16 protein-coding genes are annotated in these 25,743 nt (G+C 67.8%); 11 read left to right on the forward strand and 5 right to left on the reverse strand.

The annotated features are described in order from the left end of the window. Window positions 1–198 precede the first annotated feature (198 nt). Window positions 199–1,368, forward strand: a complete 1,170-nt coding sequence (locus tag KO717_RS09055; protein WP_301365740.1) for an N-6 DNA methylase — start codon at window positions 199–201, stop codon at window positions 1,366–1,368. Beyond that, the gene (locus KO717_RS09060) at window positions 1,368–2,594 is read left to right on the forward strand and encodes a hypothetical protein (RefSeq protein WP_301365742.1); all 1,227 of its coding nucleotides are present in this window, start codon (window positions 1,368–1,370) and stop codon (window positions 2,592–2,594) included. Before KO717_RS09055 ends, KO717_RS09060 begins: the two co-directional genes overlap by 1 nt. On the opposite strand, the gene KO717_RS09065 is transcribed toward KO717_RS09060, so the two are convergent. Continuing rightward, the gene (locus KO717_RS09065; protein ID WP_301365743.1) at window positions 2,591–3,808 is read right to left on the reverse strand and encodes an McrC family protein; all 1,218 of its coding nucleotides are present in this window, start codon (window positions 3,806–3,808) and stop codon (window positions 2,591–2,593) included. The two genes, KO717_RS09060 and KO717_RS09065, sit on opposite strands and share 4 nt — an antisense overlap. Further along, complete coding sequence (locus KO717_RS09070; RefSeq protein WP_301365745.1) at window positions 3,805–5,658, reverse strand: DUF4357 domain-containing protein; 1,854 nt, start codon at window positions 5,656–5,658, stop codon at window positions 3,805–3,807. The genes KO717_RS09065 and KO717_RS09070 overlap by 4 nt, the downstream gene beginning before the upstream one ends. A gap of 424 nt (window positions 5,659–6,082) precedes the next feature. Between KO717_RS09070 and KO717_RS09075 the strand changes: the two genes are divergently transcribed. From KO717_RS09075 to KO717_RS09090, 4 genes are all read left to right on the forward strand, one after another. Beyond that, window positions 6,083–6,772, forward strand: a complete 690-nt coding sequence (locus tag KO717_RS09075) for a hypothetical protein (protein ID WP_301365747.1) — start codon at window positions 6,083–6,085, stop codon at window positions 6,770–6,772. Between the two features lie 131 nt (window positions 6,773–6,903). Next, window positions 6,904–8,172, forward strand: coding sequence for a serine/threonine-protein kinase (locus tag KO717_RS09080; RefSeq protein WP_301365749.1), 1,269 nt, complete (start codon window positions 6,904–6,906; stop codon window positions 8,170–8,172). Between the two features lie 66 nt (window positions 8,173–8,238). Further along, on the forward strand, window positions 8,239–11,199 hold the full coding sequence (locus KO717_RS09085) for a DEAD/DEAH box helicase (protein WP_301365751.1): 2,961 nt from the start codon (window positions 8,239–8,241) through the stop codon (window positions 11,197–11,199). A 13-nt stretch (window positions 11,200–11,212) separates the two neighbouring features. Then, a complete protein-coding gene (locus KO717_RS09090) occupies window positions 11,213–16,351 on the forward strand; it encodes a class I SAM-dependent DNA methyltransferase (RefSeq protein ID WP_301365754.1) in 5,139 nt (1,712 codons plus the stop codon). 92 nt (window positions 16,352–16,443) lie between these two features. Here the strand turns inward: KO717_RS09090 and KO717_RS09095 are convergent, their stop codons facing one another. Then, a complete protein-coding gene (locus KO717_RS09095; protein ID WP_301365756.1) occupies window positions 16,444–16,707 on the reverse strand; it encodes a DUF397 domain-containing protein in 264 nt (87 codons plus the stop codon). Then, window positions 16,704–17,552 carry a helix-turn-helix domain-containing protein gene (locus KO717_RS09100; protein ID WP_301365757.1) on the reverse strand — a complete coding sequence of 283 codons (849 nt, stop codon included), beginning with the start codon at window positions 17,550–17,552 and terminating at the stop codon, window positions 16,704–16,706. The genes KO717_RS09095 and KO717_RS09100 overlap by 4 nt, the downstream gene beginning before the upstream one ends. Window positions 17,553–17,745: 193 nt before the next feature. Between KO717_RS09100 and KO717_RS09105 the strand changes: the two genes are divergently transcribed. The 3 genes from KO717_RS09105 (at window position 17,746) to KO717_RS09115 (ending at window position 22,518) form a co-directional block, all read left to right on the forward strand. Continuing rightward, window positions 17,746–18,141, forward strand: a complete 396-nt coding sequence (locus KO717_RS09105) for an ATP-binding protein (RefSeq protein ID WP_301365759.1) — start codon at window positions 17,746–17,748, stop codon at window positions 18,139–18,141. Window positions 18,142–18,241: 100 nt separating this feature from the next. Next, window positions 18,242–18,652, forward strand: a complete 411-nt coding sequence (locus tag KO717_RS09110; RefSeq protein ID WP_301365761.1) for an effector-associated constant component EACC1 — start codon at window positions 18,242–18,244, stop codon at window positions 18,650–18,652. Next, window positions 18,649–22,518, forward strand: coding sequence for a caspase, EACC1-associated type (locus tag KO717_RS09115; RefSeq protein ID WP_301365763.1), 3,870 nt, complete (start codon window positions 18,649–18,651; stop codon window positions 22,516–22,518). The genes KO717_RS09110 and KO717_RS09115 overlap by 4 nt, the downstream gene beginning before the upstream one ends. Window position 22,519: 1 nt before the next feature. Here the strand turns inward: KO717_RS09115 and KO717_RS09120 are convergent, their stop codons facing one another. Then, window positions 22,520–23,566 carry a beta family protein gene (locus KO717_RS09120; protein WP_301365764.1) on the reverse strand — a complete coding sequence of 349 codons (1,047 nt, stop codon included), beginning with the start codon at window positions 23,564–23,566 and terminating at the stop codon, window positions 22,520–22,522. A gap of 211 nt (window positions 23,567–23,777) precedes the next feature. Here KO717_RS09120 and KO717_RS09125 point away from each other — a divergent pair, with 211 nt between their 5' ends. Beyond that, a complete protein-coding gene (locus tag KO717_RS09125) occupies window positions 23,778–25,067 on the forward strand; it encodes an AAA family ATPase (RefSeq protein ID WP_301365766.1) in 1,290 nt (429 codons plus the stop codon). Then, window positions 25,064–25,690: a hypothetical protein gene (locus KO717_RS09130; protein ID WP_301365768.1), complete on the forward strand. Its 627-nt coding sequence runs from the start codon at window positions 25,064–25,066 to the stop codon at window positions 25,688–25,690. The genes KO717_RS09125 and KO717_RS09130 overlap by 4 nt, the downstream gene beginning before the upstream one ends. The last annotated feature ends 53 nt before the right edge of the window (window positions 25,691–25,743 follow it).

The following is a 25,743-nucleotide window of genomic DNA, read 5'->3' on the forward strand; positions in this document are numbered from 1 at the left end:
CATGACGCCACACGGCTGGTCCTCGGACTGCTCTACTTGAGCCGGACCGCACACGTCGATTCCCGCTTGTCCGCTACCCCCACCTGGCCGTGGCTTCTACACCAGGCCGCGAAGGAGGAGGTAGCGATCAGACGCGCCGTGACCCAGTGTCTTGCCCACTGGCTACCCCCAACCGACGTCGATGGCAACGGGACAGGCATGAGAGAGGCCATGCCCTCCCTGCCTCCCAATATCGAGGTGCCGCTGCGGAGGCTCATCCAGGCAATCGGCGCCGCACGACAGGTGGGGGACCTGCTGGACCGGTGCCTGGTGAACCTCTCAGCCGCCCAGGCACGCGGCAGCCACTACTTCACCCCTCAGGACATCGCCCGCCTCATGATCGGTGTCGCGGCGCCTCAAGACGGCCACAGGGTCCTCGACCCGGTCTGTGGTTCTGGGGGGCTGCTGGTAGAGAGTCACCGATACGTCAGCAAGTGCGTCGGGGTGAATCCGACCACGCTTCTGCTGGGAAGGGAGCAGCACGCCCACACCTCACAGGTCGCCCGTATGAACCTCGCAGTACGGGGCATCGAGGCGCACATCTTCCCGCCCGGTGATAGCCTCGCTGAGCCGGAGACAGCGCCGTACGACATCGTCTTGGCGAATCTTCCGTTCAATCAACCTGCCTGGACGCCAGAGGACCGAACGGATCGACCCCTCGTCGACCCGCGGTGGCTGGATGAGCCTCCGCCCAAGGGCTCTGCCAACTCCGCGTGGATACTGCATATCGTGCATGCGCTCGCTGCACAGGGCCGGGCAGCCTTCCTCATGGCTGACATCGCAGCCAAGAGCCCCCAACCCGCAGCACGAAAGCTCCGGGAACGGCTGGTACGGGACGACATCGTCGAGTGCGTGATCGCACTGCCACCTCGCGTGTTCGGTCACACCGAGGCAACTGCCGGCCTGTGGGTACTCAACAAGGACAAAAGCGCGCGTCCCGGTTGGGGATCCACTGACCGGCGCGGACAGGTGCTGTTCATCAACGCGCGGCGAGACTTCGAACTCATCCCGGCATCAAGGGCGCGGCGGCTGGGTGACCGGCACTCGAACCGGATCCTGACCGCGCTGGCGAGGTGGAGGGGGATTCCGGAAAGCGGCTCGGCGGACATCCCCCACTGTGATGAACCCGACTGGTCCCGTAGCTGCACGACCGACGAAATCACCCATCGTCTCTATGACCTCATGCCCACCACCTACACGGCGAAGCCGCCTGAGCACACGAGCTCCACCGGTAGCCGGGTCTACGAGCTGAAGCGCGAGCTGGTCGAAATGCTCGAACAGGTTCACACGCTTGAACCGCGGCTACTGGACGCCCTGGAGGAGATCTGATGGAAGCCGCGACCGACGGCGTCGCCGCCGAGGCATGGCGCAGAACCACAATCGACGAGTTTCCGAGGCAGGCCATGTTCACCACGTTCGGGGTCCTCGACGACGCCTCCGAGCAGCGGGGCGTCGTGAGCTCAACCCACGTGAAAGACGGACGCATCTGTTCCCCTCGGATCGACAAGCCTTGCCCGGCAGACGCGCGCGCCAGCCGGGCGACTCTTCAAGAGGGTGACCTAGCGGTCGTGCTTGTCCGCCGAACGGGCGATACCGCGCTCGTCACCGCCCAACACGCGGGATGGACCGCAACCAGGTCGGTGGGCATCATCCGCGCGGCCCCGCACATCGTGCGATGGCTTCGGATCTGGCTTCAGACACCCACGGCCAAGGCGTGGATCGACGAGGAGGTGACTGCACACGTCGAGCCGACGCTGAGCCTCCACTCACTCCGCCGCATGCCTTTCGCGCTCCCCTCAGAGGGAGTGATCATGAAGCTCCACAAAGCGATCAGCCTCATCGAGGCGAAGATCGACCTCAACCGGAGAACAGCGTTCACGACGCTGGCGTTGGCCGATGCTCTCCATGCCGACTGGTCTTCCGAAGGCGCGATGTGGGAAACACGACCACTCGGCACGGTCACCAGGGCGAGGACCGGCAAAGGCTCCGCAAGTTCCCTCGCCCCCCAGACCGGCGCTCAAGGCATCGACACGGTCACCCCGACCGACCTATTCGATCTCTCGGTGCCCTACATCGAGAGAAGCCGACTGTGCAGCCCGGTGGATGCCTCTGACGTCTGGGGTCCGGGCACCTTCATGCTGGCCACGCGTCCGGGCGGTGCGCACATCGCGCTGACCGAGCGCCCCGCGTCACCCACGAGGTGCGTACTGGCGGTACGCCCTATGGACATCATGGATAAATGGTGGCTACTGCACGAATTGAGAAGCCGGAGCAGTACCCTCGTGGGGGCTGCACAGGGACAGCACGCCCGGGAGATCTCCGCCCGCGCCTTTTCACGCCTGGAGGTCACATGGCCCGACGCGCGAACACGCACACGGTTCCACGAGGTGACGGATCCACTTCACTCCATGGCCAGGAAACTGGCCATGGAGAGCAGGACTCTGTACGACCTGAAGGACGCCCTACTGCGCGACATCTCAGCAAGGTCCGACGTGCTCTCGGAGGAGCGAACTCTCGAGCCGCCAGCTCCAAGGCGGCACGTACGCGGTGACTAAATGCGACCTTGCACACCCGCGACCATACGTTCAGTCAATTCCCGGATCTCCCCCAGAAGAGCCTCCGGCTGTCGGTCCAAGTCGAGGGCGTGCTGGTGGAGGACCGTCCCCGCACGGCGTACTCGGTGACTGGTGTGAGGCGCGCTGCCCTTGGCATACACTAGATGGCCCTCAGACAGGCCGAATGCAGTGCAGTAGGCCAGCATCTGATAGAGGTCCTCGTTCGGATAGCCTCGCCGCTTGCCGGCCTTGTACTTGGCATCAGCCACTATGCGCGGCTTCCCCGAGTCCGCATACCAGACGAAATCCGGCCGTAGCCGAACAGAATCGCATTCGTCCAGGTGTATGTCCTTTGCCTGTAGGGCACTCCGGCCTCCGTAGGGACGCAGTGCTTCCCGCAGCGCTGCGCACACGAAGTCCTCGTACACCCGGTTCATGTCGAAGAGGAATCCGTCCATGCGCAGGCCACCGGGCAGGTGCTCTGCCGACGCCCCGTCCAGAACCACCTGAGCAAGGTGGAGGGCCTGGTGATAGCGGGTGTTGAGACGCGTCGGCCGCCAAGCCGGAATCAGCTGTCCCCGTACGAGCGGTGTGGTGTCTGCCAGCTGGGCACGCTGGCGCATCAGGCGCGTCCGTACCATCTGGGGCACAGCGGGGAGAATCAGAAGGCGGTCGACGGCGGCGCGCAGGATCCGGTTTTCTGCGATGTCGGTGGTGAACTCGTCGTAGGCCACCTCCACCGGCAGGGGCATGCCGAACCGCCGTCTGATCTGCTCGGCCTCTCGGATCCGGCCCCGTACGACGAGGGACGCCTCCTCGACGGTCCGGTAGCCCTGAAGCAAGCCCCGCCGCAGAGCCCGGTCGGTCTGACGCTCGACGGCGTGGGCAAGCGCGGGGAGCAATTCGGCGTGCTCGGCGACATCGACCACGCCGTCCCGCCAGCCTGCCGGGTCATTGCTGTAGCCAAGCAGGAAGAACAGACGCGCGACCGGCATCTTGGGAGTGATCCTTACGGTGACCGTCTCGCCACCCGGGACAGCAACAGCCACCACCCCGACCTTGCTCCCCGCACGCAGGCGCCACATACCCGGCACATAGGAGTCGGGGGCAGCTGCTTCGAGGATCTTCGAGGCTACCAGTGCACGGCCGACCGTGTCCGGCATCGGGAAGGCCCGGGCGGGCGCGTGTTCGACGAGGGAAACGACGGCCGTCACTCCGAGTCGGACCCCTCACTCGGCTCCTGCTGCCCCGACTGCATCGCCACCGCCCCACGCAGCGCCGACAGCCCGTAACGGCTTTCGATGTCCACGCCTTCGCCGTAGTGGTGCTCCTCCAACAGCGGGAGGATCTTGGTCCGCCAGGTGCGCTCCAGTCCCCCCTCTCGGAAGACTCCGGACTTCATCAAGTAGGACGGTCCGATCCGGAAGTCGGCGTCGTCGATGCGGGCATTCAACGCGTCCAACAGATCGGCCGGCTCGGGATCCTTGCCTTCCTCGGCCAGCCATCGGCGCAGAAGTCCACCGGTCGGCTCGATGCGCGGAGACAGCTCGACGAAGGCGAAGCGCCGGCGCATCGCCGCATCCACGAGGGCGATCGAGCGGTCGGCCGTGTTCATGGTGCCGATGATGAAGAGGTTGCGGGGCAGGAAGAAGTCCTCGCCCGAGTAGGTCAGCCGAACCGAGCGGTCGCGGTACTCCAGGAGGAAGTACAACTCACCGAAGACCTTGGCCAGGTTGGCCCGGTTGATCTCATCGATGATCAGGAAATGCGGGATGTGCCGGTTTCCCTCGCGGCGGGCGAGCGCGGCGAACTCACGCAGCGGACCGGCGGTGAGACGGAACGCAACCTCACGCGTCTTGGGGTCCTCACGAGGGCGGAAGCCTTCGAAGAAGTCCTCGTACGCGTAGGAAGGATGAAACTGGACCACCTTCACCTGCTCGCGTCCCCCGCCGAGGTACTCGGCGAGCTCCTGCGCGAGAAACGTCTTACCTGTGCCCGGGGGACCGTAGAAAATCAGCTGCTTCTCGTCCTCCAGAAGGTTCCTGACCTCCTGCAACCACTCCACGCGGTGCACGTTGAGTGTCTTCCGCAGCTCCTCGGTGGGCTCGGGCAGCTCCACTTCGCGGCGGGCGGTGACGGCCGCGGGCTCGGCTCCGGGCTCAGCCCCGCTGTCCAAGGCCTCCTGCACGAGTTCCTCGTCGCTGACACCCAGACCGTCGATGATGGCCTTGGAAGTCGTCAGATCGACCACATCGTGCTTCAGCGACAACTGCAGCCGGAGTTCCTCGGGCAGCTCCGTCAGCAGGAAGCCCTCTCTACCCCACTCCACGGGGCGGCGCAGGTTGCTACTGCCGTCCTCGGCGACTCGCTGCTCGACGCTTCCGGTGATCTCACCGACGTAGAGCCGGCCGTCTGAGACGGTACACACCGTGTCTCCCGGCCGCATCCGGGAGAAGAAGGAGTGCAGTTCGTCGACGAGCTGCACCTTTTCGTCGTAGGTCGCAGTCGACTCGTAGTCCTCGTCGACGAAGGTACGGAGCTGCTCCTTGCTGACGCCCTGGGCCACCTCCGGCCGCAGCCGGAGGGCGGCGAGGGTCACCCGGCCCTCATGAAGCCACACCCTCTGGACGAGGTCGGGGCCTGACGGAAGCACACCTCTCACGAGCCACGCGCGGCTGGGGCCGGACCAGACCTGTTCGAGGAAGTCCGCGAGCGGTCGGCCGTCCTCCGTCTTCCACTCGAGCCACCCGTTACAGCTGCGGCCCATGAGAATGTCACCTGCGGCGGACGGCGAATTGCACTCGACGTCCTGAACCACCTCCAGCCACCCGGGCCAAGTGGTGGTCTCGCGTATCGCCCCTTCTTCGATCAGTTTTTCCCGCAGCCTGTGCGAGGAGGGTGTCCTCAACGGAAACGACGGCACGACGTCCGGACGAGCCGGGGACCCGGCGAGCACGACCATCTTCTGACTGCCGTTGGTACCCATCTCGGAGAGCAGCCGCCCTCGCGCCGTCGGCCCGCCATGTGGCAGGCGCAACTGGAATTCCGGGTATTCCTCGGCCATCGCTCTCCCCGTCCGGTTTGGTGCAGTCACTCAAGTTTTTGATCTTGCGAAGGGTACGTTGGCACCCGTCCCCGGCGTCAGATGGCTGTACGCCTGCGCCGTGTGTGCCCAGCCTGCAGCCGGGGCAGCCAGTGCCCGGGCTCGGTTACGGACACACCCGTGCCGGGTTGGCCGGCGGTCTGGGTGCCCAGTTCCGGGGGCGGGGAGGGCCAGTGCAGCGCAGGCAGCGTCGAGCGTCGCCACCGACGCTCTCGTGGGTGGGCATGGACGCATTGTGGAGCTCGGTGATCCACTGCGATGTGGATACGCATGTTTCGGCCAACGACGATGTCCAGATGCCACAGGTTCCAGCCGTGGATTGCCCTGCGCACGAAGAGCCGTCCATGATCTACAGCGGGAACACCGTCACGGCAAGGGGGAAACGGTGGGAATCGGAACGCCCAACGGAACGGCCAGGCAGCGGCACACCGACGAGTTGGCCGCCGCCTCCTCCATGACAGCCTCACAGCTGGCTCAGGCGGTAGGCCGGTTCGACGGCGACAAGGCTGCCATGGTGCACGCGGCTGTACGTACGGCCGAGCGTGCTTTCTCCAAACTCGACGCCTGCGACAACGTGATCGATGAGGCATCGGAGACGGGCCGAAAGATCGCTGACCGATTGGCTGAGCTGCTCGCAGCCGAGGCAGCCGCAGACATCCCCGTACAGCTGGATGCGTTGGAAGCCACCTCCGCGCTCGTCCACGACACGGATGCGACACGCACTCTGCTGAACCATCTCCTCGGCCGCGAGGAGGAATTCGGGCAGAGGCCGCCGGCTGTCCCGCATCTCTCGGCAGCCGACCTTCCCGGCCTCCCTTCTGCCTACACGGACGAGACCGGTTTTGAGGACCTGATGGCCGTGGCCGCCCGTGGAGAGGAACTGGCCCCACGACTGCGGAGTGCCCATGCCGAGCGTCTCGGCAAGGTGGCGGATCACTTGGTCTGTGTGGTGCGGGACGCAGCCGCGGCTGGCTTCGCCGAGCCGGGGTTCGCCGTCGAGTCGGTTCACGAGGCCCGCCGGGCGTATGAGCTGTGGCTCCAATGTCTCGCGGAACGCAGGCGGGACCTCGGCTGAAGCCGCCGTCAGCTCCCCGGAGCTTCTCCTCCAGCGAGTACGGAACGTCGTCCAAATGGATACCGTGTGCGCTATTACCCGGACACAACTGTCCGTCCGAATGACATCCCGCCCGAGTGGAAAGGCAGCTCGTGCAGATCGCACCTCTCAGCCCACACGACCCCACCGAGCTGGGCGGCTACGAGCTGCTCGGTCGTATCGGGCACGGCGGGATGGGGCAGGTGTACTTGGGAGAGTCCCCGGGCGGCGAGCCTGCCGCAGTCAAGGTGATCAAGCCCTCCGTGGTGGATTCCGAGACACGGCAGCGCTTCGCCCAGGAAGTGGAGATCCTCAAGACGATCTGGGGTGCCCGGATCGCAGCGCTCCTGGACGCCGATCCGGAAGCCGACCGTCCGTGGCTGGCCACCGAGTACATCGAGGGGCTCGACCTGAGTCGGCACGTGGCGAGCCACGGACCGCTCCCTTCCCTTCTCACGGCCTCGCTCGGTGCGACTCTTGCCGAGGCACTCGCGACCGTGCACAAGCAGGGTCTGCTGCACCGCGACCTCAAGCCCGCCAATGTGCTCCTGGGCCCCAACGGTCCGAAGATCATCGATTTCGGACTCGCGGTCTTCGCCGAGTCGAGCGTGTCCCTGACCGCGCCGAACACCGTGGTCGGCACCCCGTCCTGCATGCCACCGGAGCAGGCCAATGGTGAGAAGCCGCTGACGCCCGCTGTCGACGTGTACGCGCTCGGCGCCGTGCTGCTGTTCGCCGCTTCCGGCCACCTCCCCTACCAGGCGGCCAACATCCACGTCCTGTTCCACCAGGTCACCGACCCCGCGAAAACCCCCGACCTGTCGGGGGTGCCGGACGAGCTCGTGCCCCTGCTGACGGCCATGCTGGCGCACCAGGCCCAGGACCGGCCCGCGCTCGACGACGTGGTGAAGCAGTGCCGCGCCCTGATCGAGTCGCAGGGCTTCAAGGTCGCCCAGGCCCGACGCCGCCTGACGAGTCACACGGCTGCACCCACACAGATACTGGACAGCCTGCTCCACCCGGCCGAGGCACCGACCGTTCCCTTCTCCCCCGCCGGAGAGCCGGAGGCCGGGGCGACCGCGGAACCGCCCACGACGACCGGGACCGGTACCGAAGCGACGCGCGTCCTGCCTCCTACCGGCCCCGACCGTACCCCCACACTCGTCGACCACCCCGAGCCCCGGCCCGAGGCCGCCGGCGCAACGGGTCCGGCCCAGAACCCGCCCTCAGCGCCGACCCCCGACACGGGCCGGACCCCGTCTCCCCTCCCGGCACCCGGCCCCCCGGCCAAGGCCCGTGGCGGACGCCCCCGCCACTCCGCGCAGGCCCGGATCACGGCCCAGCGGCTGCGAGAGGCCTATGCGGCATCCGCGACCTTCTGACGGGCGCGGACCCGCGATACTGGAGGACCTGCCCCATCCGCCACGAAACGCCACAGGAGGCCACGGGTGACCGTCGTCCAGACCAGCTCCGAGCAGAACGGTGACCTGTCGGCTGAGGCGGGGCATGAGCAGTTCCCGGCCGGCGCGCAGGTCCTCGTCCGCGACGAGGTGTGGCTGGTCAAGAGCTCCGTCCTGACCACGGAGGACGGCGCGCGCGTGGAAGTGGTCGGTGTGTCCGACTTCGTCCGCGACCAGGAGGCCGTGTTCTTCACGCGTCTGGACACGATCGAGCTGATCGACCCCCGGGACACCCGGCTGATCGCGGACGACTCTCCGAACTACCGGCGCTCCCGCCTGTTCCTGGAAGCCGTCCTGCGCCGGACGGCGCTGCCCCAGTCGGAGCGCCGGCTGGCCCTCGCGGACTCGTTCCTGCTGGATCCCCTGCCCTACCAGCGTCGGCCTGCCGAGCTCGCCCTCTCGGGCGCCAATCTGCGCCCGCGCCTCCTCATCGCGGATGTCGTGGGCCTGGGCAAGACCCTGGAGATCGGCCTCACCCTCGCCGAGCTGATCCGCCGCGGCCGGGGGGAGCGGATCCTCGTCGTCACGCCGCAGCACGTGCTGGAGCAGTTCCAGCACGAGCTGTGGACGAGGTTCGCGATTCCGCTGGTGCGACTGGACTCGGTGGGCATCGAGCGGATCCAGCGGGAGATCCCGGCCGGCCGTAACCCGTTCACCTTCTTCAAGCGGGTGATCGTCTCCATCGACACCCTCAAGAACACCGACCAGTACCGGCACCACCTGGAGCAGATCCGCTGGGACGCGGTCGTCATCGACGAGTCGCACAACCTGATCAACCGCGGCTCGCTCCGCAACCAGCTGGCCCAGACCCTGGCCCCCCGCACCGACGCCCTCATCCTCGCCTCCGCCACCCCGCACAACGGCGACGCGAAGTCCTTCGCCGAGCTCATCGGCCTCCTGGACCCCGCGGCGATCCGCGACCCTGAGAACTACCGGGCCGAGGACATCGAGCACCTCTTCATCCGCCGTACCAAGGTCAGCACCGAGGTCCGCGAGCAGATGAAGGGGCAGTGGGCGGACCGCGGCCCGTCCGAGGCAGTGCACTGCCGGGCCACCCCTGCCGAGGAGAAGATCTTCGAGGAGCTCGCGGCGGTCTGGCTGCCGAATGACGGCGGCACCTCCGTGAGCTCGGTACCGCTCTTCCCATACACGCTCCTGAAGTCCTTCCTGTCCTCCCACGCGGCGTTCAAGGCCACCGTCGCCGCTCGCATCAAGACGCTGGAGAAGAAGGACGACCCCCGGGGCACGGCCGCAGAGCTGTCCGCCCTGCACCGCCTGGTGGAGCTGGCCGCGGACATGACCGAGGCGGATTCGGCGAAATTCGGCGCGCTGGTGGAGCAGCTGAAGAGCATCGGTGTCGGCCCCTCCTCCGATACCCGCGTCGTCGTCTTCTCCGAACGCGTCCAGACCCTGGAATGGCTCGCCACCGTCCTGCCCGCCGCCCTCGGTTTCCGGGGCCGCACCGCGCAGGGCTGCACCCAGGTCATGCACGGCGGCCTCTCCGACGAACAGCAGATGGACGTCGTCGAGAAGTTCGGACTCGCCGGCGCTCCGGTACGCGTCCTGCTGACCGGCGATGTGGCGTCCGAAGGCGTCAACCTGCACCGCCAGTGCCATCAGCTCGTCCACTACGACGTCCCGTGGTCGCTGATCCGCATCGAGCAGCGCAACGGCCGCATCGACCGGTACGGGCAGGCCCACCAGCCGCAGTTCCGCGCGCTGATCCTGACCAGCGAGGTCGAAGGCGCCAAGGACGACACCCTCGTCTCCGAACGCCTGCTGGAGCGCGAGGACCAGGCGTACCGCGCGCTCGGCACCGCCGAGGCCGTCAGCGGGCTCTACCGGGCGGAGGCCGAGGAGAAGTCCCTGATCCAGGACCTGCTGCGCGGCAAGACCGTGGACGAGTCGCTGGACGCCAGGCAGTCCGGAGCCGACGCGGATGCGGCAGTGATGGACGACTTCCTCGCGGACTTCTTCGGCTCGGTCGGCGAACACCCGGCAGAAGCCGCGGACGATGCCGCTGAGGACTCCTCGGAAGCTCCCACACCGGAAGCGCCGGTGAGCGGCACGGACGCGAGCGGCGCCGTGCTCCCCCGCCTCTTCGACTCCACCGCCCACTTCCTCGACGAGGCACTGCGCGAGGTGTACCCCGACGCCCGCGACCGGCTCGACCTCGACCGCGACGACCAGTCGGGGCTGCTGTCGTTCAAGCCCCCCGCCGACCTCCTCCACCGGCTCAAGGCCCTGCCCGTGGACTACCTGCGGGAGCAGGGACTGCGCGAGCGCCTGCTCGTCACCTTCAACCGGCGGCTTGCCCAGCATTCGCTCCAGCGGGCCCGCGAGGCGGACTCCACGTCGAGCTGGCCGGAGATCTCGCTACTGACCGATCTGCACCCGGTGGTCGAGTGGCTCACCGACAAGGTGCTGGTCCGGCTCGGCCGCCAGGAAGCCCCGATGATCACCGCCGGCGTCGCGGAACCCACGTTCCTCGTGCAGGGCGTGTACTCGAACAGCCTCGGCAGGCCCACCGTCGTGAAGTGGATGGGCGTGACCAGGAGCGGGACCGTGAACGCGGACATGGTCTCCCTGCTGCGCAGCACCGGCGTGGGCCCCACCATGGCGAACAAGCTCCGCTACCGCAACCCCGCCCCTCTGAAGGCCGCGATCCCCGACGTGCTGAGCGCCGCCGAATCCTTCATGGAGGAGCACCGCGACGCCTGGGACCGGCCACTGCGCGAGTCCATCGCGCTGCACAAGGAGCGGCTCGGAGAGTGGGAACAACCCACTCTCGCCGGTGAGCACACCAAGAAGCGGCTCACCGACCTCGCCGACGACCTGCTGACCACCGGACAGCGCCCCATGCTGCGCGTCCTCGCAGTCCTGCTTCCCGACCCCGACGCCCCACCCGCTGCGCCCGCGTCCCCGTCCGCCGCGCCCGCCGCACTGTGAGAAGAGCCCTGTCATGACGTACGACTCCCTCGTCAACCGCGGCGACTACTTCTCCGCCCACTACCTCGCCGAAGTACTGCCCAAGGACCTCAAGTCGGGCCTGCTCCAGACCTGGAAGGAGCGGGAGGAAGCCGCCAAGCCGCCGGCAGACTCGGCACCGGAAGCAGCCTCTGACGAACTGGGCACGGTCCGGGAGCCGAAGGCCGTGGCGCTCCCCGTCACTCCGCGCGCGGGACTGCGCGCCCTGCGCCGCGACTACTTCCGGGCACGGTCCTTCTTCGCCCTCCCCGAGGACGCCGACGGCACCACCGCCGCGCCCGACACCGAGGACGACTCGGTGACGTACGCCGCCCCCGCCTGGCGGGAGCGGGTGCTGGCCCTGAACTCCGACGTGCTCCGCTCCCTCGGCTACGACGCCAAGCCGCGCACCATCACCGTGGAACGGGCCCGCCAGACCTACGAGATCCCGGTCGCGCACGCCGAGAAGGGTCTGGTCGCGGTCAACTGCGGCTGGGCGGCCGAGCCCGACGCGGCCCTGGACCCCGAAGGCCCGGGCCGGCTCCTGGATCCGGTACCCCTCGACGGCTCGAACACCCTGGCCACCGGTTCGAAGCTGGCCTCGTTCCTGTTCGCCTGCGAGGACGCGCCGCGCTACGTCCTGCTGCTCGTCGGCGGCGTCATCGTCCTCGCCGACCGCGCCGTCTGGGGCGAGGGCCGCTACCTGGCGGTCTCTCTCGACACCGCCCTTCAGCGCAACGACAGCCGTGCCGGCGGCGAACTCGACACGGTCGCAGCGCTGTTCGGCGCGGACTCGCTGCGCACACCGGAGGAGGGCGGCGAGAACCCCCTCGCCGAGCTCGTCGGCAAGTCCACCAAGCACGCGGTGGGCGTCTCCAGCGAACTCCGCGACGGCCTGCGCACGAGCGTAGAATTGATCGCCAACGAGGTGCTGGAGCGCCTGCGCGAGCAGGGTGTGCGCCCTGAGGACATCGGCGAACTCCCCGAGCTCGGAAAGCAGCTGACCCGCGAGTCGCTGCGCTACCTGTACCGCATCCTGTTCCTTTTGTACGCGGAGGCCCGCCCGGAGCTGGGCATCCTGCCCTCCGACTATCCCGAGTACCAGCTGGGCTACGGCCTCGGGCGGCTCGGCGAACTCGTGGCCGAGCGGGACCTCATCGACGAGAAGTCCCGCAAGGGCTTCTACCTGTACGAGTCCCTGGACCTGCTGTTCCGCAAAGTCCAGGACGGCTACCGGCCGCGTCGCACGCACGGGGATGCGGCCGAGGCCACCGTTGTGGAGGCGAAGACCAGCGAGGACCTCGGTCTGCGCTTCGAACCCCTGCACTCCAAGCTCTTCGAGCGCGAATCGATCCGGCTGATCGGCGCGGACACCGTCCCCGACCCGCGCCATGACGCGGACGAAGCCCTCGCCCGGGGCGAGTCTGTCCGCTACCTCGACACCCGGCTGCGCAATGCCACGCTGTACGCGGTCTTGCACAAGCTCATGCTCACCAAGGGCAAGAAGGGAGAGCGGGGCGGCTTCATCTCGTACGCACAGCTGGGCATCAACCAGCTGGGCGCGGTGTACGAGGGTCTGATGTCCTACACCGGCTTCATCGCGGACGAGGAGCTGTATGAGGTCGCCAAGGCCGGCGACCCGAAGGACGGCTCCTGGCTGGTCCCGAAGTCGAAGACCCCCGAGTACCACGACTCGGTCTTCGTCAAGCAGCCGGACAAGGACACCGGTGAGGAACTGCGGGTGCGTCACGACCCGGGTTCCTTCGTGTACCGCCTCTCGGGCCGCGACCGGCAGACCTCGGCGTCCTACTACACCCCGGAATCGCTGACGAAGGTCACCGTCCAGCTGGCGCTCCAGCACCGCTTGGACCAGGACGGCACCATCACCGAGGCCCGCGAGCTCCTGGACTGGAAGATCTGCGAGCCGGCCCTCGGCTCGGGCGCATTCCTGAACGAGGCGATCAACCAGGTTGCGGCCGAGTACCTGCGCCGCAGGCAGCAGGAACTGGGCCGGGCCATCGACACGGAGCAGTACGCGGTCGAGCTCCAGAAGGCCAAGGCGTATATCGCCCTGCACAACTCGTACGGCGTGGACCTCAACGAGACGGCGGTCGAACTGGCCGAGGTATCGCTGTGGCTCAACACCATGCACCCGGGCATGGAGGCCCCCTGGTTCGGCCTGCACCTGCGCCGCGGCAACTCGCTCATCGGCGGCCGGCGTGAGGTGTACCCGGCCGAGCGCCTGAAGAAGGGCGGCTGGCTGGGCACGACCCCGGAGCGCTACCCGTTGGTGGACGCGCAGGCGGGGACGCCGCTGCCCGAGGGCGCGGTGCATCACTTCCTGCTTCCGGCGAAGGAATGGGGCGCGGTCGCGGCCGAGAAGGAGGCGAAGGCGCTCGCGCCGGAGGCGGCGAAGGCGCTGGCCGCTTGGCGCAAGGCGATCACGAAGTCCCCGACCACGAAGCAGACCGCGCGTCTTCAGGGCCTGGCCCGGCGGGCCGAGTACCTATGGGACTTGGTGGTGCAGCGGCTGACGATCTCCGAGCGGGAGATCTCCCGCCGCATCGATGTGTGGGGTGCGGACGAAGACTGGCTGCGCTCGCCGAAGGAAACAGTACCGAGGGAGAAGGTCCTGGGGGACCTTGTGGCGGTGGACACGCCGTACTGGCGGCTGAAGCAGGTCATGGACGCGTGGTGCGCGCTGTGGTTCTGGCCGGTTCAGGAGGTGGGGCTGCTTGACGGGTCAGACGGACGCTACGCACGCCCGGAGGACGTCGTCAGGCATGGTACCGAGGTCGCTGACGCCAACGAGGTGATCCGTACGTACGAGGAGATGGACCTCCTCGGCAAGGTCACGGTCAAGGAGGTCAAGCGCGGCGACATCGACAAGCGCAGGAAGGGCACTCGCAAGAGCGAGCAGGCCTTCACCGAGCAGCGCCGCGACGTGATCCCGCTCGCGGAGCTCGAAGACTGGCTGGACTTCGCGGAGGCCCTGCTCGGCACGCATGACGTGCCTGAGAAGTCGCTGGTCGCGTCGTTCGACTCGCTCGACTCGCTCGAGCGGTATGAAAACGACCTGCCCGAGTGGATGGGTATGGACCGCTTCCAGTGGCTGCAGACCCGGTTCCCGTGGACGGCGATTGCAAAGGACGTAGCCAAGGCGCAGGGTTTCTTCCACTGGGATCTAGAGTACGCCCAGGTCTTCACGCAGGGCGGATTCGACTTGCAGGTAGGCAACCCGCCGTGGGTTAGGCCACAGTGGCGTGAGGACCTGGTCCTGGCTGAGCTGGAACCCTGGTTTGTGATGGCGGAAGATCCGAGCGCGGTGGAGTGGCGCCTGCGCAAGCAAGACGTGCTGGCCACCCGTGCGGACGGCCCAGGCTTTCTCCTCGCCGAACTGGCCGCCCATGCGGGGGCCGTCGCCACACTGGGCAGCCCGACCATGTATCCGCTCCTGATTGGTACCCAGGGCGATCTCTACCGAGCCTTCATGGCTCAGGTATGGCAGCACATCGCACTGCATGGCAGCGCAGGCATGATTCACCCGGACACGCACTTCGGCGGTGTACGCGAGGGCGCCATCCGGGCCGCCAGTTATCGCCATCTCCGGGTGCACGCACATTTCGTCAACTCTGCGAACTGGGCCTTCGAAGATCTTTCCCGTTCACAGGAATTCGGGATGCATATCTATGGCACGTCGCAGGAGCCCAACTTCCTGCACGTCAGCCAGCTGCGCGACGCCGAGGCTCTGCCCGACTCGCTGATCCACGACGGACGAGGTGCCACACCGGGCATCAAGCACAACGGCTCATGGGATATCCGGCCGCACCGCGAGCGCGTCGTACATGTCGACATGGCTTTGCTGGCCAGTTGGCATGCACTGACAGGCTCGACGGGTGGATCGGCACAGACCCCTTTGCTGTACCCCGTCCTCGTTGGCGAGCAAGGGGCGATCGAGGCACTGGCTGCCTATGGCAATGTCTTGGCCGATTACAGTCCGATGATCTCAAGCGGATACCACGAAACCGGCGCCAAGAAGGACGGGCTGATCCGCTGGGGCAACGAGACCGTCCTCGAGCTCTCGGATGTCATCCTTCAAGGGCCGCACTTTTCGTGCGCGCTCCCCTTGTCGAATGAGCCGATGATTCCCTGCCGAAACCAAAGGCACTGGGCTGCGCTCGCTCCGACAGAGCTTCCCGAGGCGCACGTCCCCGTGACCAACTATGTGCGGGCCACCGACAACGCGACGTACGTTGCGGCCCAGGACTCCTGGCTCGAAGAGCCGTACACAACTTACTACCGGCTCGCCTGGCGAGTCATGGTCCCCTTCAATACCAGCCGCAGCCTGCAGGCCGCCCTCGTCCCTCCCGGCCCTGCACACGTTGACGCCGTGAACTCCATGGCCCTGGCGGATAACCGTCTGACCGTCCTCAACGCTGGCTTCTGGGCAACCCTCCTGCTCGACTACCTCCTTCGCATTACCGGCCGGTCCCACCTCCGGGTCGCAGAGGCTCGAAAGATGCCCGCTCCCGAGCTCAAGCACCCCCTCGCCCCCGCTCTGCTCCTTCGCACTCTCCGACTGAACGCCCTGACCACCCACTACGCCCCGCTGTGGGAGGAACTGTTCGACCCCCGCTGGGCGGGCTACGAGGACTGGGCCAACCCCGACTGGCCACATGTGCAACCCCTTGCCGCGGACCTCAAGCCAACCTGGGAGTACAGCACACCGCTCCGCACTGAATGCGAGCGACGTGCGGCGCTCGTCGAGCTCGACGCCCTCGTGTCTGTCTGGCTCGGCATTACCGCCGACCAGCTCACCGCGATCTTCAAGTCCCGCTACCCGCAGCTGTACGACTACGAGACGGCGACCTACTTCGACGCAAACGGCCGCAAGATCGCGGGCGACTTCAACACGTTCGGCCACGGCCAGACCAAACAGGACTACCTCGACCTACTCGCCCACCTGGAAGACCCCGCCGCCACTCCGCCTCCCGCCGGCTACGTCGCCCCCTTCTACAAGGCCAACCGCGAGGCTGAGATGCGGGCGGCGCATGCGCACTTCCAGGCACGGCTGGATACGGAGATCGCTGCAGGCCGGTGGACGCCTCCGGCCAGCAAAGCGGCGGCGACGTGAGCCAGCAGCGACTGCTGACGTAGCGGTAGGGAGGGGGCTGCCTCGGACATCAAAGTGTCCGAGGCAGCCCCCTTGACTGCTATGGGCACTTCCTACTGAGTCGCGAGTCCTACGAACGCGGTCCACGCTGACGCTCCGACCACGAGACCGGGGCGGGTCACGTCCTTGGAGTCGCGCACGTGGATGGCACGGTGGCATGTGGCCATCTCAAGGCACTGGCCTCCGTCCCCGACGCTGTGGCTTGACTTCCACCATGCCATGGCGACCTCGACGCATTCCCCGCCCGAGCCGGTGCTGTAGCTGCTCTTGAACCACGCCAACTGAGTGACGACTCCGGCGGACTGTTCGGCGTTCATGACTCTCCCAGCAACTTCTCGACGAAGATCAGCGATGCGCGCGGAGTAAGCGCCTGAGCCCTGAGGATGCCGTACTGCTCTTCCAACTCCCGAACCGGCTTGCGGTCGGTGTGTAGACGGCTGTCCTTGTACCCCTCCACGTAGGCGATCCTCCGCCCATCGCGTGTCTCGATCAAGGTGAAAGGGCCTTCCAGACCAGCATGCTCCTCCACATCAGTGGGCATCACCTGGATTTCGACGTTACGGTGCTGGCCGAGCAGCATGACCTGTTCAAGCTGCCCGCGCATAACGCCCCGCCCACCCAGCGGACGCCGCAGGACCGACTCCTCGATGATGAAGCTGATCGTCGGCAGGGGCACGTGCACGAAGATCTCCTGCCTGGCCAGACGTGCAGCCACACGTTGCTCAACGGTCCCGTCCGGCAGCAGGGGACGCGACATGGTGAACACCGCGCGAGCGTAGTCTTCCGTCTGTAGAACACCAGGCACGGCCTTCGTCGCGTACACGTGCAGCTCTACCGCCTGCGTCTCCAACCTAGCCGCGTCGCGGAAGAACGCCGGGAACTGTGCCCGTTCGACCTCCTCCTTCATTTCCTTCAGGACACCGCCCGCGTCCAGCAGTTCATCCGCCTGGTCGATGACCTCCGGCGGCGGAACCCGGCGCCCCTGTTCGTACGCGGCGATGGTGGAGACCGAGTAGCCCAGCCGTTCGCCGAACTCGGTGCGTTCCAGGCCGGCCCGCACGCGGAAGCGTTTGAGCTGGCGGCCGAAGGCCCGCAGCACCCCCGCCCCTGAGTCAGGCTCAGCCCCTGGGTCCCCATCAGCCGATTGCGTCGGTTCGCTCATGCCCGGCATCACCTCCATCGGCCAACGCCGCTCCGCGTCCGCCGTCACGCTCCGCCCCGCATACACGTGCAGACCGATCGCCTACCGCTACCCGCTGTAAGCGCATCGCCCCTTTCAACGGTAGGGGCGTGGCGGAAGCGTGGACCCCGTGAACAGCGAAACTTCCCCCGCACCAGAATCCGTTGAGTTCTCAATGCGCTTCACCTCCTCACCCCGCGGCGCGCGCCTCGCCCGTCGGCTCGTATCCCACCGGCTCGACACCTGGGGCCACCCCTATACCTCCCCCGCCAACGAGACCCTGACGCTGATCGCCGCCGAGCTCACCGCCAACGCCGTGCGCCACGGCCACGTCGCCGGACGGGACTTCCACCTCCGCCTGACCCGAGCCGCCGACACCCTGCGCATCGAAGTGACCGACACCCGCACCGAGCGCCTGCCGCTGCTCTCCCACCGCGAGCCGCCCGGTGACGCCGAGTCGGGGCGCGGGCTACTCGTCGTGGCCCGGCTCGCAAGCCGTTGGGCGATCTCACCGCGCACCAACGCTCCCGGTAAGACGGTATGGGCAGAGCTGTGCGTTTCACGCCATTGACCAGCAGGTTTCGGCTATGCGCTGGGTCGTCCCACCCAACCCCCGATAGCCTCGTCGATCCGTGTGTCCGCCGCACGGGGAACCAAGGGGGACAGTGAACGTGAGCGCCATCCACGCGGGCCCGGCCGGCTACCGCATCTCCATCGTCGACGAGGACCCGCTCCGCGCCCGGCGCGAAGCACGCGAGCTGCTCACCGCCCTCGCCGACACCGATCCGCAGGCCGCCCTCGACAACCCCCGTCCGCAGGCAGCAGAAGACGACCTCCCCATCCCCAAGGGCGGGCCGGTCACCGACCTGATCAGCCTGGTGTTCGGCGGCGGCTCCATGGTCGCCGCCGGCGTCCAGGTCTGGCTGGCCCGCGTGCCCCAGCGCACCATCATCGTCACCCGGCCCGACGGGGCCACGCTGAGCATCTCCGGCAAGCAGGCCCGGGCCGACGACGCCCAGATCGAGCGGTTCCTCTCCGGCGGCTCAGAGAGCAGCGGCGAGGACGGACCGGCCGCGGAGTGAGTGACAACGACCGGTACGCCATGCTCATCGGCGTATCCACGTACGACAGCGACCGCTACCACGATCTCCCGCCCGTCCGGGCCGACCTGCACTACATGCAGGCGGTGCTGGAGAGCACCGAGATCGGCATGTACAACGACTGCGCGATGGTCCCCGAACCGACGCGCGCCGAGATGCTGCACGCCATCGAGGAGTTCTTAGAGGCTCGGCAGCCCAGCGAGACAGCCCTGCTCTACTTCAGCGGCCACGGCGAGTTCTGCGAGGCCGACGGCCAGCTGTACTTCCTCACCCGGGACGCCGACCCGGACGACCTGCCGGGCACCGCCGTGCCCGCCGAGTTCTTGGAACGGATGCTCCAGTCCTGCCGGGCCTCCTCGAAGGTCGTACTGCTGGACTGCTGCTCCAGCGGCTCGGTCGTCCAGGGGTGGACCGCCAAAGGCGCGTCCGACACAAATGATCGCCCTGCGCCCAGCACCCTGCTTCGGCCGACCGGCGTGTACTTCATCACCGCGTCCGATGCCCTCCAGACCGCCTCCGCCATGGCGCCGGCCGGGTCCACCCTCGGCACCTCCCGGTTCACCGGCGAGATCGTGGAGGGCCTGCGCTCCGGGCGGATCAAGGACAGCGGCTGGATCACTCCGGACGACCTCTTCGAGTACCTGACCTCGCAGATGGTTCGCAACGGCGTACCCCAGGAGCAGCGGCCGACCAAGTCCACGATCCGGGCGACGAACTCCCTGCCGCTTGCCCGCTCCGTGGCGCGATCCGTGAACCTCCCCGCCCCGCCCCGCGACGCCGCCGGCCAGGCCGCCCAGGCCTCCCCCGCGCTGCTGAAGGCACGTACGCTGGCCAGGCTCGATGCCAGCGAGGGCGTCGACTGGCAGCGGCTGCTGCGCTACTACGTGCACTGCCTGGGCGCGCAGGCCGCGTCGGGCATGCTGCCGGACCGGGACAGCGGGCGGGGCTCCGCGTACTTCCTGCTGGGCCAGGGCTCCGAGACCATCCAGTCCGGGCTGGGGACCGCCCTGCCCGCTCCCTCCCAACTCCCGAAACCGAAGAGCAGGGGTGCCCAGGCGGATGGCGCCGGGCTGCAGGAGTACTGGTACGGCTATCCGGCCATCACCCTCCCCGAGCGCGGCGGGGACGGCCGGCGGCGGACCGCGGTACAGATCGCGCCGTTGCTGATCCAGTCGATGGAGCTCGCCCCCGACGAGGAAGGCCGCGACAGGCTCCGCCCGAGCGGGGTGCCCTCCCTGCACACGGGGCTGATCACGGAACTGCTGGACGACGACGCAGCCGCCGACCTCCTCGCCCGATGGCAGCCGACCTGGCAAGAGGGCAACGGTACGCAGATGGTGAAGGCCATCCGGGAACTCCTGACGGAGCTCGGCGTTCCGGAGTTGGAGCCCTTCGACCTGTCGGCGCTCAGCGAGCGGTCCGTGATGGACTCGCTGCGGCCAGGTGCGCACAACGCCGCCGTCCTCCTCGCGCCCTCTGGCGTGGAGCGAGTCGCGACGGAGGCCCTCGTGGACAACCTGCTCCAGATCTCCACGCGGACCGGGCAGATTCCCGGCACCGCGCTGGACGCGCTCCTGACGGGCGGCAGCGACGGGGACACGAGCCGCGAAGCGCCCTTCGTCGTCGCCCCGGGGCCCTGCAATGAGAGCCAGGAGCTGGTGATCTCGTCGGCGATGACCCGCCCGCTGACCGTCGCCACCGGGCCACCCGGTACCGGAAAGAGCGAGGTCGTGACCGCCGTGGTCGCGACCGCTGTCGCCGCGGGTCAGTCCGTGCTGGTCGCGTCCACGAACAACGAGGCCGTGAACGTCGTGGCCGAGCGCTGTGACGCGATCTCGCCGGGGCTGCTCATGCGGACCGGCAATGCGGCGGCGCTGGAGCGCGAGGCCGCGAAGCTGGAGCAGCTGCTCGCCCAGCCCATCGAGGCCCCGGGGCGAGGGTCGGCGACCGTGGCGGGTGAGCTGCGCAACCGGCACTCCCGGTCGGCCGCGCACCGGACGGAGGCGGCACGGCTGGTCGGTGCCGAGATGCGCCTGCTGGAGCTGCTGCGGCAGCGCGCCCGGCAGGCGGACGAGCTCGGACTGCCGGTGGAGCTGCTGGTAGCAGCATGGGCCGACACCGAGGTCACGACGCTCGCGCGTTGGGAGGAGCGGGCCCGGAAAGCCGCCGGCGCCGGATGGCTCACCCTCGGCCGATGGCGTAGAGGGCGAGCCCTTTCCGCGTTCGTTGCCGCGTCCGGTGCGGCTCCCGCCGACGCCTGGCCGTCCTGGGCCTCGGCCCGGCCGGCTCCGCCCGAGCTCCTCCTCGCCCTGGCGGCGGCCGTGTCCGTGGAAAGCACACTGCGGGAGCTCGTACCTCAGCTCCTCGGCCGGGACGAGGAAGAGCTGAAGCAAGCCCGGCTGGAGAGCGCGGCGGGATTGTCGGAGGCGTCGGGTGAGCTCGCCCGGGCCGTGGCGAGCGAGGCCATGGTCCGAGGCCGTTCGCTCATGGGCCAGCGGCTCCAGGCACTGCGCCAGCGTTCGGGCTTCCAGAAGAGCCAGCGCAACCTGATGGCGCACCTCAGGGGGTGGGCCATCAGCACCCACTCGGTACGCCAGCTGGAACTCGTCCCCAAGCTCTTCGACCTGGTGGTGATCGACGAGGCAAGCCAGTGCTCGATTCCGTCGGTGCTGCCCCTGCTGTTCCGGGCCAAGCGGGCGCTGATCATCGGCGATCCCATGCAGCTCGGGCACATTCCCGGCATCACCGCACAGCAGGAACGGCAGGCACACGTGCGGGCCGGGCTGAGTGCGGCCCAGCTGGAGGACCACCGGCTCGCCTACCACGTGTACGCCTCGTACCACGCGGCCGCACAGCACGGTGAGGCGGCGCTGCTGCTCGACGAGCACTACCGCTGCCATCCCGCGATCGCGGACATCGTCAACGGCTACTGCTATGCGGGCCAGTTGCAGGTGCTCACCGATGTCCGGAGCCAGGTCCCGGCGGCCGATCCTTTCGGCACTGCCGATCCGGCACCGGCGCTGGGCTGGGTGGACGTGCCGCACGGCGAGTCCGCGCGCGGCGGCGGTGGCCAGTCCTGGCGCAACACGGCAGAGGCAGAGCAGGTACGGAACACGGTGGACGAACTGCTGGCGCGACTGCCCGAGCATGCCACGGTCGGGGTGGTGACTCCCTTCCGGGCACAGAAGGAGGTGCTGGCCCGCGTCTGGGCGGACGACGACCGGGTCCGGGTGGGCACCGTGCACGCCTTCCAGGGCGGACAGCGCGACGTCATGGTCCTGAGCCCGGTGGCCACCGGCAACACTCCGCCCCGTACGACGCACTGGGTGGCGAGCCAGGTCAACCTGTGGAATGTCGCCGTCACCCGGGCGAAGTCTCAGCTGATCACCGTCGGCAGCCACGGGTTCTGGCAGGGGCAGGCAGGACTCCCCGCACTGCTCGCGGAGCGGTCGGCGGTACTGCGTGCGGGGTCGTACGCCTACCAGGACCCGGCCGTCAGGGCGAACACGGCCTCCGGGTTCCGTGAAGAACTGGCCGACCGGCTCCAGGAGTACCTGGACGCATGCGGCATCACCGATCTGGAGCGGGCGGCGGTCATCGGCGGGCACACCGTGGACCTGCTGTTCACGGTGGACGGGGCGAACACAGCGGTCGTGATCGACCCCGGCCCCCAGCACGACCAGGATCCGGCGCGCCATCTGCGGCTGCACCACGCGCGCGGTGACCTGCTGGCAGGGCTGCCGTCCGGCGGTGCGGGGGCGAAGGCCGGGCCGGTGACGCGGACGATCCGGATCCCGGCATGGCGGATTCTGGCAGGCGACTCGGCGCTGGAGCCGCTGTTCGCCTGAGTCACGCCCCCAGGCTCCGGACGATGTACGTCATGTGCTGGACGTTGCCGACACGGAGCCACACCGCGGCGTTCCCGGTGCCGGCCGAGCCGTGGCCGCGCGCGCAGTCCCGCAGCCAGCTCTCACCCGCGCTGGCCGTGGCACCTCGGAAGTCCGGCAGTTCGAGGAGCTGCCGGGCTGCCGCCCGGTTGACGGCGGTCCGGTCCTCGCCCCGGGCCAGCACCTTGGCGAGGACGAAGGACTCCTCGGTGGTGTAGCGGAGCACTCCCCATGCCGGGCCGCCTCGTCCGGACGACGGCTCGCGACCGATCATCCGGGCGGGCTGGATGCCGTAGTCGCCGTAGCTGAGCCAGGGGACGTAGCGGCGGTCGCCGTCAGTCAGCTCGCGCCAGACGTGCCAGTCAGCGCGGGGTTCGGGGCGCAGCCCCTGCTCCAGCATGTCTGCGGTCACCTCGGGGAAGCCGCCGCTCAAGGCTGCGGCGGTTCGCCACGGCGTCAACGGCATCAGGGCGTCGAGCGCGCGCAACGCCTCCTTCCCGGCATCGGGCCGGTCTGCGCGGACCGTCCCCAGATCGAGGAGGAGGTCCGTCTCGACGGCCGGATCCACGCGGGCGAGCAGGTCCCGAACGGTGTGGGCGGAGTCGTCGTCCCACTCACCCGCGAGCGTGACGCGTATGCCGACGCCGCTCCCGCTGCGCCGGGCCGTCTCCAGCGCCGCGGTCTGGTGGAACTCAGGACGACCGGGGCCGGTGACCGGGCGCAACGGACTCAGTTCACCCAGATCTGACATCACGTCCGCGAGGACGGCCAGTTGTGTCTCGTCGGCGAACGGGGCGTCGAGCCAGCCCGGTCGGTGGCGCTGAACCCTGCTCGCGGTGTGCGCCTCGCGCCGCGTGTGTGCGATGAGCAGCTCCTCGGGCAGCCCCGGTCGCGGGGGTAGGTTCCAGAGCGGCATGACGGCCGCCTGAATGGCCGGGCTCAGCTGCTCGTAAGCCGCAGCGGCGTGTGGGCGGGTCGGCAGGACGGGAACGTACAGCGGTCCGGACATGGCGGCTCCCCCTTGGCTCAGCCCGTGTCCTCTTGCCTCGCTCTTCAGGATCAGTTGCGTGGCCATTTCGCGGAATGACGCCTTTTCAGCCCACCTGGCTGGAATACACAAGAACCTGGTACCGCTGTGACCAGCGAGGTACTGTTCGTGATGCTCGGTGGCCGAATCCTGCGCGCAGCACACGCGCATGACAGTGCGTCTGCCGTGACGGATGCTTTGTCGACACCGGCCGTGCTGTGCCCGGCTGCTCCATGATTGGGCACGAGGCTTGAACCACCGGATACTCGGACTGACGGTACGGAACTTCCGCACCTTGACGGACACCAAGCTGCCACTGGGCCCTCTGACGGTCATGGTGGGGCCCAACGCAGCGGGCAAGTCGAACGTCCTGCACTCCCTGGAGTTTCTGGGCGATGTCGCACGGCACGGGATCGAATCGGCTCTCAACGGCCTCGGCGGCTTCGACGTGCTGGCCTTCCGAGGAGGCGGCAGGCCCCTGTCCCGCCTCTCGGTCGGTATCGAGGGGATCTGGTCGGACTTCGCCTCCGTTGAAGCACCCGACCGCTATGAGTTGAGCGTCTCTCACCCTCGACTGCCGGAGACTTCGCGTGCGCGGTCCACCACCTACAGGCGGGAGCGGTTCATCCAGCATCCCGAGAGAGGTGTGGAGACCTCGGTCGAGCTGACGAGCAGTTCACTGACGGTCCTCAGCCAGTTGGAAGCCGACAAAGCACACAGCCCGCTCACTGTCGGTCGCCTGGATTCCGCCCTTCACCACGTCACGCCCCGCCCCCAAGAAGGCCCTTCATCCGCAGCCATGAGTGAGGTGACGCAGCACCTCAAGGAGATCCGCGTCTTCGACCCGAATGTGCGTGCCGCGCGGGAGCCTGCCGCGATCAGCGACGCAGGACGCCACCTGAATGACGACGCCTCGAACCTGGCCGACTTCCTCAAGACGCTGCGCGACTTCCGAGACAAGGACAAGGACGGCCACAGAGTCATCTGGGAAGCGCTGCTGGATGACGTGAGGACGGTGGTCCCGCAGATCCGTGATATTCACCTGGTGGACACCCCCGGACAGACCGGTTACCTGTCGGTCGAGCTGGAGGAGAACCTTCTGAGAGGGCGTACACGCCTGCAAGACGCATCGTTCGGCACTGTGCGCCTGCTCTGCCTCCTGGCTCTCTTCCACGACCCGAATCCGCCTCTGCTGACCTGTATCGAGGAGATCGACCACGGCATCCACCCACACGCCCTGGAACTCCTCGCGGGCAGACTGCGCGAGGCCAGCCGCCGAGGGCAGTTCCTGGTTACCACTCACTCGCCGGCATTCGTCAATGAGCTGGAGCCGGAAGAGTTCATCGTCTGTGAACGAGGCCAGGACGGCGCATCTGTCATTCCTGCCCTCACGACGGATGAGGTGCGGGAACGCATCGAGGCATCCGAAGGCATGCCCCTTGGGGAACTTTGGTTCGCCAACACCCTGGGGGGCGGCCTGTGAGCCCCAAGGGAAGGCCGAACAAGGAGAACCGACCAGTCATAGTGGTTGCGGGTGAGAGCGAGAACGACAGGCAAGTCCTCCACCACCTCATCCGCTCCCTGCATCCTGGCAAGAAGATCGTGCCCATCCGAAGGAAAACGGTCCTCAGTACGGCCGAGAAGCATCTGAGCCCGCGGGTGGACGAGCTTCGCAGGTTGGCGAAGACAGCTGCCGTCGGGGCAGACCTTGCGGGAATCGTCGTACACGTCGATCTGGATACCGTGGACGAGGCGCGATATGTCAAGGTTCGCGAACGGATCACTTCGGAACTCAGCAAGGTATTTCCTTGCCCCTCCGCTCTCGCCTTGGCTGCCTACGAGACCGAGGCATGGCTCATGCAGTTCCCGAAGGCATTCTCACGACTCAACTCCGGTTGGACCCTGCACTCCAGGTACCGCGGTTGCGACCTCACCAAAGTTGATGATCCCAAGAAGAAGCTCATGGATCACCGCTGGGTGCCTTCGTATCGGGAGTCAGACGCGCCACGCATCATGGAGAAGGCCTTCTTGGAGGGCGAGCTCATGAAGCCGGACGGAAAGAACCGCTCGTACCAGGAGTTCATGGACGAGCTTTCCGCCTGGTAGCCGACGGCTAGCCAGCGGACCCCACCTGCCGCGGCGCAGATGCCTGAGCCCAG

Origin of the sequence: Streptomyces xanthophaeus (assembly GCF_030440515.1) — a bacterium.
In the GTDB taxonomy this organism is placed as follows: Bacteria; Actinomycetota; Actinomycetes; order Streptomycetales; family Streptomycetaceae; genus Streptomyces; species Streptomyces kutzneri.